The sequence below is a fragment of the Pseudomonas sp. 2848 genome (assembly GCF_003253945.1).
GTDB lineage: Bacteria > Pseudomonadota > Gammaproteobacteria > Pseudomonadales > Pseudomonadaceae > Aquipseudomonas.
Window position 1 is genome coordinate 223,140 of record NZ_QKZD01000008.1, and the last position, 12,455, is coordinate 235,594.

Annotated in this window: 12 protein-coding genes and 1 pseudogene; 11 read left to right on the forward strand and 2 right to left on the reverse strand. The window is 62.5% G+C overall.

Annotated features, from left to right (window positions below; genetic code table 11):
* Window positions 1-154 precede the first annotated feature (154 nt).
* From DFS21_RS17730 to DFS21_RS17750, 5 genes and pseudogenes are all read left to right on the forward strand, one after another.
* On the forward strand, window positions 155-640 hold the full coding sequence (locus tag DFS21_RS17730) for a response regulator (RefSeq protein ID WP_046856445.1): 486 nt from the start codon (window positions 155-157) through the stop codon (window positions 638-640).
* Between the two features lie 69 nt (window positions 641-709).
* Complete coding sequence (locus DFS21_RS17735) at window positions 710-2,035, forward strand: MFS transporter (RefSeq protein WP_111532743.1); 1,326 nt, start codon at window positions 710-712, stop codon at window positions 2,033-2,035.
* Window positions 2,036-2,156 (forward strand): annotated as a pseudogene (locus tag DFS21_RS27315) (type II toxin-antitoxin system MqsA family antitoxin); the annotation flags it as partial.
* 150 nt (window positions 2,157-2,306) lie between these two features.
* Window positions 2,307-3,344, forward strand: coding sequence for a hypothetical protein (locus DFS21_RS17745; protein ID WP_146603151.1), 1,038 nt, complete (start codon window positions 2,307-2,309; stop codon window positions 3,342-3,344).
* Window positions 3,316-3,957, forward strand: coding sequence for a hypothetical protein (locus tag DFS21_RS17750; RefSeq protein WP_111532745.1), 642 nt, complete (start codon window positions 3,316-3,318; stop codon window positions 3,955-3,957). The genes DFS21_RS17745 and DFS21_RS17750 overlap by 29 nt, the downstream gene beginning before the upstream one ends.
* A gap of 64 nt (window positions 3,958-4,021) precedes the next feature.
* Here the strand turns inward: DFS21_RS17750 and DFS21_RS17755 are convergent, their stop codons facing one another.
* On the reverse strand, window positions 4,022-5,686 hold the full coding sequence (locus DFS21_RS17755) for an electron transfer flavoprotein-ubiquinone oxidoreductase (protein WP_111532746.1): 1,665 nt from the start codon (window positions 5,684-5,686) through the stop codon (window positions 4,022-4,024).
* A gap of 543 nt (window positions 5,687-6,229) precedes the next feature.
* On the opposite strand from DFS21_RS17755, the gene DFS21_RS17760 reads away from it, so the two are divergent.
* From DFS21_RS17760 to DFS21_RS17780, 5 genes are all read left to right on the forward strand, one after another.
* The gene (locus DFS21_RS17760) at window positions 6,230-6,979 is read left to right on the forward strand and encodes an electron transfer flavoprotein subunit beta/FixA family protein (RefSeq protein WP_111532747.1); all 750 of its coding nucleotides are present in this window, start codon (window positions 6,230-6,232) and stop codon (window positions 6,977-6,979) included.
* Entirely contained in the window at window positions 6,980-7,909 is a 930-nt protein-coding gene (locus DFS21_RS17765; protein WP_102683120.1) for an electron transfer flavoprotein subunit alpha/FixB family protein, read from the forward strand. It begins immediately after the preceding gene.
* Between the two features lie 86 nt (window positions 7,910-7,995).
* Entirely contained in the window at window positions 7,996-8,817 is an 822-nt protein-coding gene (locus DFS21_RS17770) for an ABC transporter substrate-binding protein (RefSeq protein WP_110698798.1), read from the forward strand.
* A 9-nt stretch (window positions 8,818-8,826) separates the two neighbouring features.
* Window positions 8,827-9,180 (forward strand): DUF4398 domain-containing protein, encoded by a 354-nt coding sequence (locus DFS21_RS17775; protein ID WP_110698796.1) that lies wholly within the window; start codon window positions 8,827-8,829, stop codon window positions 9,178-9,180.
* Window positions 9,177-9,986 (forward strand): OmpA family protein, encoded by an 810-nt coding sequence (locus DFS21_RS17780; protein ID WP_111532748.1) that lies wholly within the window; start codon window positions 9,177-9,179, stop codon window positions 9,984-9,986. Before DFS21_RS17775 ends, DFS21_RS17780 begins: the two co-directional genes overlap by 4 nt.
* 450 nt (window positions 9,987-10,436) lie before the next feature.
* Here DFS21_RS17780 and dacB read toward each other — a convergent pair whose 3' ends face one another.
* Window positions 10,437-11,900 (reverse strand): D-alanyl-D-alanine carboxypeptidase/D-alanyl-D-alanine-endopeptidase, encoded by a 1,464-nt coding sequence (gene dacB / locus DFS21_RS17785; protein ID WP_110698794.1) that lies wholly within the window; start codon window positions 11,898-11,900, stop codon window positions 10,437-10,439.
* A 185-nt stretch (window positions 11,901-12,085) separates the two neighbouring features.
* Here dacB and DFS21_RS17790 point away from each other — a divergent pair, with 185 nt between their 5' ends.
* Complete coding sequence (locus DFS21_RS17790; RefSeq protein ID WP_110698792.1) at window positions 12,086-12,430, forward strand: YggL family protein; 345 nt, start codon at window positions 12,086-12,088, stop codon at window positions 12,428-12,430.
* Window positions 12,431-12,455 lie beyond the last annotated feature (25 nt).

The window sequence follows — 12,455 nt, forward strand, 5'->3', positions numbered from 1 at the left end:
GTGAAAATTCCGTGAGCCGGTCACTTGATTTCTCCCGGGTTCACGACAACTATCAATAAAGACCCCCCGTCCAGGCGCGCTGCCTGACGTTGCCGTTCCCGGCGCAGTATGGTCACGGAGCCACTGTCATTACCTAACTGCCCAGGTCCGGACGATGCCTAACAAATCCATGCGCATCCTCATCGCCGACGAGCATCCCGCCCAGCGCCTGCAACTGGAGAGGATGCTCAATGGCCTGGGTTATTACCGGATCGCTCCGGTGGAGAGTTTCGACGACCTGCAGCGTCTGGTGCACAGTGCCTTGCAACCGTTCAACCTGCTGGTGGGCAACATTGAGCTGGCCAGCCATGCGGGGGTCGACCTGGCGCGCTTCTGCCGGGTCAGTTCGCAGATCCAGCACGCGCTGCTGTACCACTCGCCGCACCTGAAGGTGCCGGCGGTGCCGCCGAGTGACCGGCATGCTGTCAGCATCAGCCTGCCCCATGCACCCGACAGCGAGGCGCTGGAGTCGTTCATGGCGATCATCGACCTGCCGGTGCTGGTCGGGCAGTTGCCCCTGCCACCAGGGCTGGCCGGGGCCTCGAACTATTCCCGGCGGCGCACCAACCTCGCGCAGACGGTATTCTGCCGCAACTCCTGAAGCACGGACGGTCACAGGCTCAAGGCTTTTGCTATTCTCTTGGCCTTTTGCCACGTTGCGGAAGCTGCCATGACTGCGCTCGATATCACCCGCCCGCCACGGTTCAGCCGTGGCGACCACCGGACCCTGGGTCTGGCCGCGCTGGGTGGTGCCCTGGAAATCTACGATTTCATCATCTTCGTGTTCTTTGCCCTGACGCTCAGCCAGCTGTTCTTTCCGCCCGAGATGCCGGAGTGGTTGCGCCTGCTGCAGAGCTTCGGGATCTTCGTCACCGGTTACTTGGCCAGGCCGCTGGGCGGCATCCTGATGGCCCATTTCGCCGATCACTTGGGCCGCAAGCGGGTGTTCAGCCTGAGCATCCTGATGATGGCGCTGCCGTGCCTGTTGATTGGGGTGATGCCGACCTACGCTGACATCGGCTACGCCGCGCCGCTGATCCTGCTGGCGCTGCGCATCCTGCAAGGGGCGGCGGTGGGCGGCGAGGTGCCCAGTGCCTGGACGTTCGTTGCCGAGCACGCGCCACCCGGGCGACGCGGGTATGCGCTGGGCTTCCTGCAGGCTGGGTTGACCTTTGGTTATCTGCTCGGGGCGCTGACCGCGACCTTGCTGGCGCAGCTGTTCACGCCCCAGGAAGTTCTCGACTACGCCTGGCGCTATCCCTTCCTGCTGGGCGGAGTGTTCGGCGTGATCGGTGTCTGGTTGCGCCGCTGGTTGAGTGAAACGCCGGTATTCCTGGCGTTGCGCGAGCAGCGGGAGCAGCCTGTGGCATTCCCGTTGCGTAGAGTGCTGAGCCGACACCGTCGGGCGTTGATTCCGGCGGCGCTGCTTACGTGCGTGCTGACCTCGGCGGTGGTGGTGCTGGTGGTGATCACCCCGACCGTGATGCAGCAGCGCTTCGCCATGACCGCCGGGCATACCTTTGCTCTGAGCAGTGTGGGCATCGTCTTCCTCAATATCGGGTGTGTGCTGGCCGGGCTGTTGGTGGACCGTATAGGGGCGTGGCGGGCATTGATGATCTACAGCCTGTTGCTGCCGCTGGGTATCGGCGCGCTGTACGCCAGTCTGGTGGGGCAGTGGGGCATGACCTGGCTGGCCTATGCCCTGGCCGGATTGTGCTGTGGCGTGGTGGGGGTAGTGCCATCGGTGATGGTCGGGCTGTTCCCGGCGGATATCCGCGTGTCGGGCATCTCCTTCACCTACAACGTCGCCTACGCCCTGTGGGCCAGTACCACGCCGCTGGCGCTGATCGCCCTGATGCCCTGGAGTCCGTGGGTGTGTGTCGGCTTTTGTCTGGTCATGGGCATGGTCGGGTTGCTGACGGCGCTCTATTTCGGGCGTCGTGAGCCGTTGGGGTTTGTTGCCGAGTCGATGCCGCTCATGTGCGGTGACAAATGAGGTGGCAATGCCTTTTCCCGCTACGAGAACGGCAAGGCTCAACCATCGGTCGCGCTGATCAAGTTGTTTCAAGCGCCTTGACTGTCATCCGGAATTGTTCGAGGAAGTCAGGACTGACTGATACGGCCTGGCAGTCAACAGGTCCTACAGGCAGGGGCGGGTTTTTGAATGTCCGCAACTCTGCTCCCCTACAGCGCCTTCGAGGTTGTGCACGTAGTTTCGACTGATCGTTGACGGACCCTTCCGTTCATACAGTCAGGAGAAAATGTACATGTCCAGTTTCAGCATTACCTGGATGACGCGGGCCCAACTGCCAGCGTTTCCGCCACAAATGAGCTTTTCGGCTGCGAATCCCGCCAGCACGAAACCGGATGATCAAGCCAGAACCCCCGTTATTCACTGGGGCCGTAGCCTTGCCTGTGTCCTGGAGTCCCGGCACCTTCACGATCAGGCGTGGGTGGTGGTCTACGGTGACGGCAAGCAACTGACCGGCGTGCATCCGCTGCATGACTTTCGCCACATCAGCCGTATCGAGTTGGCCGTCAACAGCCATGCCGTGCTGTTGACCGACAGTGCGCAGCGTCAGCAAACCGTCGAATTCACCCAGCTGAAGGCACTGGATGGCAGTGGTGGTGCCGGGGACCCCTTGAACGGCCTACCCACCGGTATCCCGTTCATGCTCTCCAATGGTCACGATTATCTGATGGCGGACGAGGAGGGCGTGTGCCTCGCCGTGAATCCAGATCCCAAGGCCATGCAATGGCTCTACAAGGACGGGCAACTGGTCAATGTCACCACCGGGCAGACCTTGGGGCTCGGGATCTGCGGCAAGGCGAGCGCAGCCTCGGGAGATCGCTGGCGGCTGTCTTCCCAGGGCGAGCTTCTCTATGGCGACGGCACCCGTAGCTTGTGCAGTGCTCCGATTTCGGGTGAGGTCTGGCTGCAGCGACGAAGCGAGGCGCTGCCTTCCGAAACCTGGCGGGTGCACTTGCCTCAGCGTCCGAGGCGGGGTCAGGTACCGAGTATGGTCATCGACAAGCTGAGCGTGTGTCTCGCGGTCTCTGGCGACTACAGTGCCGGAACCGGCGATACCCTTTCGTTCTCGATCAATGGCAGCGAGCACCGACAGCCGTTGGCCGGCAACTTCGAGCGGGGCGCGCACTTCCAGGTCGAGGTCGACCTGTCCAAGATGTTCCAGCGCAGCGTGATCTATGCCGATGAGTTGCATTCGGTCGAGATCTACCAGGCCAGTGCCGGGGGGGTACGGTCCGGCCTGGAAGATGCGGTCGCTGGACCTGAAGGTCAATGACCAGCTGAACAACCGCGTGGTAGGGAGCGACAACCGCTGGATCGAGGCCAGGGGCGGCGTGGCATGGCAAGGCCGGGTGAACTGGCTGGACTGGCGCAAGGCTGATATCTCTGCGCCACTGGACTTTGCCGGTTACACCTACCCGGTGCAATTGCAGCAATGGCTGATCGACGTGCTGAAATGGCGCAGCTATCAGCCTGAAACCCTTGATGGCGTCTGTCAGCTAATTGGCGAGGACCGGGGTCAGATACTGGCCTATGAGCTGAAGAGCGGCAGATTGACCTATCTGCGCCCCAATACTGCCCAGGATGCCTACACCTGGGTCTACACCCCGCAAAAAAGCATTCTGGTCAAACTCTGGGACCAGTCCCTGGACCGTACGCGCTATACCCGGCACAGCCAGCTTGGCGGTGGCCAGCCGGGGGTGTGCGCCGGAGAAATGCGCATCGACCGCAAGACCACCAGCAATGCGGTGAGCGACATTCTTGGTCTGGTCAACGATGCCTCCGGACACTACAAACCCGATGGTGGACAGTGCCTGGGGCATGTCCTGGAGCGGCTCGAACAACTGGGGTTGGACACCACGCACACCGTGGTTTCGTACAAGGGATAGGGACCATGGAAAAAGCCCCCGGGCCTCTCGGCCAGGGGGCTTTTGCTTGCCGCCAGGGCAGGGCTTACATGTTGGGGTAGTTCGGCCCACCGGCGCCTTCAGGGGTGACCCAGGTGATGTTCTGGGCCGGATCCTTGATGTCGCAGGTCTTGCAGTGCACGCAGTTCTGCGCGTTGATCTGGAAGCGCTTGTTGCCGTCTTCCTGGGTGACCACTTCGTACACGCCGGCCGGGCAGTAGCGCTGTGCCGGCTCGTCGTACAGTGGCAGGTTGCTGGCGATCGGGATGTTTGGATCGGTCAGCCTCAGGTGGCAGGGTTGTTCCTCTTCGTGGTTGGTGCTGGAGAGAAACACCGAGCTGAGCTTGTCGAAGCTGAGCTTGCCGTCCGGCTTGGGATAGTCGATTTTTTTCGAGTCGGCCGCGAGCTTGAGGCAGGCATAGTCCGGCTTGGTGTCGTGCAGGGTGAAGGGCAGCTTGCCGCCGAACCAGTTCTGGTCGACATAGTTGAACGCTGCGCCCAGCAGTGGCCCGAACTTGTGCATGGCCGGGCCGAAGTTGCGGCTGGCGAACAGCTCTTCATGCAGCCAGCTGGCCTTGAAGGCGCTGACGTAACTGTTGAGCTGGTCACCGCCTTCACTGCCGGCGATCAGTGCGTCGGCCACCGCTTCGGCGGCGAGCATGCCGGACTTCATCGCGGTGTGGCTGCCCTTGATCTTGGCCACGTTCATGGTGCCCAGGTCGCAACCGATCAGCGCGCCGCCGTTGAAGACCATCTTGGGCAGCGAGTTGATGCCGCCCTTGGCCAGGGCGCGAGCGCCGTAGCTGATGCGCTTGCCGCCTTCGAGGTACTGGCTGATCACCGGATGGTGCTTCAGGCGCTGGAACTCGTCGAACGGCGAGAGGTAAGGGTTGGCGTAGGAGAGGTCGACAATCAGGCCGACGACCACCTGGTTGTTTTCCAGGTGGTAGAGGAACGAGCCGCCGGTGTTGTCCTTGGCCATCACGTCCAGCGGCCAGCCGGCGGTGTGCACCACCAGGCCCTGCTCGTGCTTGGCCGGGTCGATTTCCCAGATCTCTTTCAGGCCAATGCCGTAGTGCTGGACGTCGGACTCGTTGTCCAGGTCGAAGCGCTTGATCAACTGCTTGCCGATATGGCCACGGCAGCCTTCGGCGAACAGGGTGTACTTGGCACGCAGTTCCATGCCGGGGGTGTACAGGCCGTCTTTCGGGTTGCCTTCGCGGTCCACGCCCAGGTCGCCGGTAACGATGCCGCGCACCACGCCGTTTTCGTCGAACAGCGCTTCCTGGGCGGCGAAGCCTGGGTAGATCTCCACGCCAAGGTTTTCCGCCTGCTGGGCCAGCCAGCGGCACAGGTTGCCCAGCGAAATGATGTAGTTGCCCTGGTTGTGCATGGTCTTGGGCACGAACAGGTCAGGCACTTTTGTCGAGCTTCCGGCATCCTTGAGCACATAGATGTCGTCGCGCTTCACTTCGGTGTTCAGCGGTGCGCCCAGTTCTTTCCAGTCGGGGAACAGTTCGTTCAGTGCGCGCGGCTCGAATACGGCGCCGGAGAGGATGTGGGCACCGACTTCGGAGCCTTTCTCGACCACGCAGACGCTGATCTCGCTACCGGCTTCGGCGGCCTTCTGCTTCAGGCGGCAGGCGGCGGACAGGCCCGCCGGGCCTGCGCCGACGATGACCACGTCGAATTCCATGTATTCGCGTTCCACAGGTTCTCTCCTACTCAAGGCTCATCGCGTTGCTTGTCTTTTATGGGTGTTCACGGTCACGTGCGGCGTTCAGGTGCTGTAGCTTCGCAGGTGATGGACTACACCGTTTTGTCTTGGCCGCGCATTATATCTACACCACTTGGCGGGTCCAATACAAACGTTTGTTTGAATTTGCCGGAGGCCCGTAAAATCACAGGTAGGCGGCTGAGGGCTGGCCAATTTGCCGTATTGACCGGATTGGGTGTTACGGTCAAGATACGAGCGCTTTCGCGTTCGCCGTAGGCTGACCGTCGGGCGCAGGTGCACCCCTAAAGACCGGGCGTAGAGCAGGGTTTGCGGGCCGAATCAGGTGTTGTAGTGGAGTCTACACGGCACCACAGGAAATGACCCGCGGGTTTTGGACCCTCAGGGTCGTAACAGGACTGATCGGTCAACTGAACTTTACTGCTGTCGACACGTTTTTAGAGGTGCCCTTGTACCCACGCGCATTCGCCGGGCAGCCCCCAGGCGACATTCTTTTCACCGGAGAGTAACGAGGAATCCATGAAGGTTCTTGTAGCTGTCAAACGAGTGGTCGACTACAACGTCAAGGTTCGCGTCAAGGCGGACAACTCCGGCGTCGACCTTGCAAACGTCAAGATGTCCATGAACCCCTTCTGCGAAATCGCCGTGGAAGAAGCCGTGCGCCTGAAAGAGAAGGGCGTGGCGAGCGAAATCGTCGTCGTCTCCATCGGCCCGACCGCCACCCAGGAGCAACTGCGTACCGCCCTGGCCCTGGGTGCCGACCGCGCCATCCTGGTCGAGGCCGCTGACGAACTGAACTCCCTGGCCGTGGCCAAGGCGCTGAAAGCCGTTGTCGACAAGGAGCAGCCGCAGCTGGTGATCCTCGGCAAGCAGGCCATCGACAGCGACAACAACCAGACCGGCCAGATGCTCGCCGCGCTGACCGGCTTTGCCCAGGGCACCTTCGCCTCCAAGGTTGAAGTCGCTGGCGACAAGGTCAACGTCACCCGTGAAATCGATGGCGGCCTGCAGACCGTCGCGCTGAGCCTGCCAGCCATCGTCACCACCGACCTGCGCCTGAACGAGCCGCGCTACGCGTCGCTGCCGAACATCATGAAGGCCAAGAAGAAGCCGCTGGAGACCATCACTCCAGACGCGCTGGGCGTGTCCATCGCCTCCACCAACAAGACCCTCAAGGTCGAAGCGCCTGCTGCCCGCAGCGCTGGTATCAAGGTCAAGTCGGTGGCCGAACTGGTCGAGAAGCTGAAGAACGAAGCGAAGGTAATCTAAATGACTATCCTGGTTGTCGCTGAACACGAGAACGGTGCCGTAGCCCCGGCCACCCTGAACACTGTCGCCGCTGCCGCCAAGATCGGTGGTGATATCCACGTGCTGGTCGCAGGCCAGAACGTCGGTGGCGTCGCCGAGTCCGCCGCCAAGATCGCAGGTGTCGCCAAGGTGCTGGTCGCGGACAACGCGGCCTACGCCCACGCCCTGCCGGAAAACGTCGCGCCGCTGGTAGTCGAACTGGCCAAGGGTTACAGCCATGTGTTGGCCCCTGCCACCACCAACGGCAAGAACATCCTGCCACGGGTCGCCGCGCTGCTGGACGTCGACCAGATCTCCGAGATCATCTCGGTGGAATCGGCCGATACCTTCAAGCGCCCGATCTACGCCGGTAACGCCATAGCCACCGTGCAGTCGAGCGCTGCCGTGAAGGTCATCACCGTGCGCACCACCGGTTTCGATGCCGTGGCCGCCGAAGGTGGCTCGGCTGCCGTCGAAACCGTGGCCGCGGCCCACGACGCTGGCAAGTCGGCCTTCGTCGGCGAAGAGCTGGCCAAGTCCGACCGTCCAGAGCTGACCGCCGCCAAGATCGTCGTCTCCGGCGGCCGTGGCATGGGCAACGGTGACAACTTCAAGCACCTGTACGCCCTGGCCGACAAGCTCGGTGCTGCCGTGGGTGCCTCGCGCGCCGCCGTCGACGCCGGCTTCGTGCCGAACGACATGCAGGTCGGCCAGACCGGCAAGATCGTCGCGCCACAGCTGTACATCGCCGTCGGCATCTCCGGCGCGATCCAGCACCTGGCCGGCATGAAGGACTCCAAGGTGATCGTCGCGATCAACAAGGACGAAGAGGCGCCGATCTTCCAGGTGGCCGACTACGGCCTGGTCGCCGACCTGTTCGAAGCGGTTCCAGAGCTGGAAAAGCTGGTCTGATCCGACTGCTTCACTTATAAAGAACCCGGGCCGCCCTTGGCGGTCCGGGTTTTTTCATGATTTTTTTCAGGGGCGGGAGAGGGTGCATGGCGTTTCGCTGGAGCAAGGGGGTGCTGGCCTGCGTGCTGGCGCTGCTGTCGACTCAGGCCTTGGCGGTGGGGAAGTGCGAGCGTCTGGTAGCCACCGGCAGCCCGGATGCGCCACCGTATTCCTGGCAGGATCCGCAAGACCCCAAGCACCTGATTGGCGCCAATGTCGACCTGCTTCGCCAAGTCGCCGCCGAGCTGGGGGTGAAGGTCGAGGTGTTGCACGCCGGCAAACGCGAACAAGCGCTGGAGGAAGTGCGCAGCGGGCGCATGGACCTGTTGCTCGACACGCCGATGCAGGTAACCCAGCTGACCAGCCTGGACTACATCCACCCGCCTTTGCAGCTCAATGAATACCTGGTCTGGACCCGTCATGACGCCGCCCTGGCGTTCGACGGCCCGGCCGACCTTGCCCGCTACCAGGGCGCCTTGTCGGAGAAGGCCCGTCTGACACCGGCCTTCGAGGCGTTCGCCAAGGCCCAGCTCAAGCTGGAACCGGCGCAGAATCTGACGCAGGCCTTCCAGAAGCTGGTGCTTGGCCAGGTCGACTATGTGCTGGCCGGGCGCTACTCGGGCATGGCCATGGCCCAGAGCCTTGGGGTGGCTAACGACCTCATCGCCCGCGGCTTGCCGGTGGACCGGCCGGGGTTGTATCTGGCGGTGTCGCACAACTCGGCCTGCAACGACAGCTGGTTGCGCGGACAACTGGCGAAAAAGCTGACAGAATTGCCGATCTCCGGGGCGAGCGAGGCTGTGTTGCAGCGCAATGTCGAGCGTTGGAAGGCGCAGATGCAGGCGTCGCAGGGTGCCCCCAAACAGTAGGAAGCGTGTGTGAGAATCCAACCCTTGATGCTCGCCCTGGCCGTGCTTGGCCTGGCCGGCTGTGCCAATGACCCGGCACCCAATGAACAGCTGCGCTTGTCTGAGCAGGCGCTCGAGCAGGCCAAGGCGGTCGGTGCCACCGAGCAGGTGCCGGAGTTCAAGTTGGCCGAAGACAAACTGGCCCGCGCCAAGAGCAACATGCTCGGTGAAAGTTATCGCGATGCACGCCTGCGCGCCGAGCAGGCCGAACTCGATGCCCGCCTGGCCGAGGCGCGGGTGCTGAACCAGAAGAGCGAGGAGCAATTGCAGGTGTTGCAATCGCGTATCAAGCGTCTGCGCAAACAGCTGGAGGTGCAGCCATGAGCCGCTTCACGCCCGTGGCCGCGTTGACCTTACTGGCTCTGGTGGGGTTGCAGGGCTGCGCCAGCCAGCGCAGCGAGTCGGCGCTGGACGACGCCAGCGCCGCGTTCCAGAAGGTCAAGGACAATTCCGACGTGCTGCGCAGCGCGCCCCGTGACGTGATCCGTGCCGGCGAATCGTTGGGGCGCGCGGAGCGACTGGCCGGTTATGTCGGCACCGGCAGCGATGTGCGCCATTACGCCTACCTCAGCCAACGCTACAGCGAGATCGCCAGCGAGCATGCCAAGCTGGCATTGAACCAGGAACGCATGGCCAAGCTCGACCTGGAGCGCCAGCGCCTGCAATTGGCGTTGCGCGAGGCCAAGCTGGCCAGCGTGCAGCAGCAGGGCAAGTTCGTCGAGGCGCAAATTGTAGCGCTGGCGTCGGAGCAGACCGACCGTGGCCTGGTGATGACCCTGGGTGATGTGCTGTTCGATACCGGCCAGGCCGACCTCAAGAACTCGGCCAGCCGCACCGTGCTCAAGCTGGTGCAGTTCCTCCAGCTCAATCCGCGTCGAGTGGTGCGGATCGAGGGTTATACCGACAGCACCGGCGCGGCGGAAGAGAACCTGAAGCTGTCCCGTGATCGTGCCCAATCGGTGGCCGACATGCTGGTTGACCTGGGCGTGGATGAAAAGCGCATCCAGGTCGAGGGCTATGGTGACCAGTACCCGGTGGAGGCCAATGCCTCGGAGCGGGGCAGGGCGCAGAATCGTCGGGTGGAGATCGTCTTCTCCGACGACAAGGGCAAGCTCGCCCCCGCACGCTGAGCCCGCCTCTTTGATCATGAGCACGTCGCATCGGCGCACCGATGCGACAGCCAATCAATGATCAGCTGCCAAACAAGCATTTGTGCTTTTTCGTCTTGCTCTTGCTCTTGCTCTTGCTCTGCTTCTAAGCGCGCAATAGTCCAGGCGCCGCCAATTGCGACTTCAGGAGGCCGAACGCAGGGTTTGCGCAGGGAGGTGACGGGCATGGATGCCCGCAAGCGCCGATCAGGCCATGGATGGCCCGTCGGCGCGTCCTCCCGGAGCGAGCCCGGAGTGAGGGGACCCCGAAGCGAAGCGTAGGGGCCGGATGAATGGAGCCAGCGGTTTTTGCCTTCTTTGCACCCGCGCAAAAGAAGGTCGCCGTAAAGGCGAAAAGGTGACTATGCGTCGCCCGCGTCAATGAATGTGCTTACATCAATCAAAACCCACACTTTGAGGACCCAAGCGCAATCAAGGCATCACCCCAACAGTCCCATTCCCCACCTTCGGCTGCCGATAAAGATCCAGCAACACCTGATCCAGCACCTGCGAAGCCCCCCAAGGCTTGGGATCATTGAGAATGGCCGCCACCGCCCAGGTGTGCCCGTTGCTGTCCCGGCTGAACCCGGCAATCGCCCGCACGGTATTCAGGGTGCCAGTCTTGATGTGCCCTTCGCCTGTCATGGCGGTGCGCTTGAGCCGCTTGCGCATGGTGCCGTCCATGCCCACCAGCGGCATCGAACTGATGAACTCGGCCGCATACGGGCTCTTCCAGGCCGCCTGCAGCAGCGCGGCCATCTCGCGGGTGCTGACCCGCTCGGCACGGGACAGGCCCGAGCCGTTCTCCATCACCAGGTGTGGTGCGGTGATGCCTTTCTTGGCCATCCACTGGCGGACCACCCGTTGGGCGGCACGGGCATCGTCGCCGTCGGCGTCGGTACGGAACTGCGCGCCAAGGCTGAGGAACAGCTGCTGAGCCATGGTGTTGTTGCTGTACTTGTTGATGTCGCGGATCACTTCCACCAGGTCTGGCGAGAAGGCCCGTGCCAGCAGGCGTGCGCTTTTGGGCACGTTCTCGATGCGGTCGCGGCCCTGGATGCTGCCGCCCAGCTCGTTCCAGATGGCCCGTACGGCACCGGCGGCATAGGTCGGATGATCCAGCAGCGCCAGGTAGGTCTGCGAGTTGCAGCCATCGGCGAGCTGGCCACTGACCGTGACGCTGACACCATCAGGCTGCACTACCGGGTTGTAGCGCACTTCGCCAGTGCACTGCTTGCCCGCCACGGCCTTGACCTGGTTGTCGATGCGGATGCTGGCGATCGGTGGTTCGACAGACACGTTGACCTTGCCACCGTCGTTACGGGCGACGAAGCGCAAGGCCTTGAGGTTGACCAGTAGCGAGTCCGGCTTGACCAGGAACGGCTTGTTGTCGTCACCGCCGTCGTCGTTGAACTGGGGCAGGTTGGGTTGCACGAAGTGGCTGCGATCCAGGATAAGGTCGCCGGTCACGGTACGCACACCGTTGGCGCGCAGGTCGCGCATCAGCAACCACAGTTTTTCCATGTTCAGCTTGGGGTCGCCACCGCCCTTGAGGTAAAGGTTGCCATTGAGCACGCCGTTGCTCAGGGTGCCGTCGGTGTAGAACTCGGTTTTCCACTGGAAGGTGGGGCCCAGCAGCTCAAGCGCGGCATAGGTAGTGATCAGCTTCATGGTCGAGGCCGGATTGACCGACACGTCGGCGTTGAACACGGTCGCCGCGCCCGGTCCGTCCAGCGGCAGCATGACCAGCGACAGGGCCGAGTCCTGCAGCTTGTTGGTCTTGAGCGCCTGTTGCACTTTCGGTGGCAGATTGGTGTTGACGGTGGCGGCCTGGACGGACAGCGACAAGGGCAGGAACAGGCCGGCGAACAGCAGTGGGCGGAGCGTCTTGATCATAAATGGACAAACCCTGCGGGCGAGGGGAAAAGACACTGGGGCTGTATGAAATGATGGCCCCAAGACGAATATAGTGCGCATTATGCCCCAAGCGTGCTCTGCATGGGCCTCGTTCGACGGAAAAGCGCCGTTGTGTGCCGGAAACTGGTAAAGTGCCGCGCGTAATTAATTGAGAGGATTGTTTCATGGCTACCAACCGTTCCCGTCGCCTGCGCAAGAAACTGTGCGTGGATGAATTCCAGGAGCTGGGTTTCGAACTGAACCTGGGCTTCAAGGAAGACCTGTCCGATGAAGCCATCGATGCCTTCCTCGATGCTTTCCTGGCTGATGCCATGGATGCCAACGGCCTGGACTATGTCGGCGGCGATGACTTCGGTCTGGTCTGCTCCGTCAAGCGTGGCTCGGTCAGCGAAGAGCAGCGCACCGCTGTGGAAGCCTGGCTCAAGGGCCGTAGCGAACTGACCAGCATTGAAGTCAGCCCGCTGCTGGATGCCTGGTACCCGGAAAAGCCGATCAACCCGGCTTCCTGATTGATGTCGGCGGTACGTCCTGTAC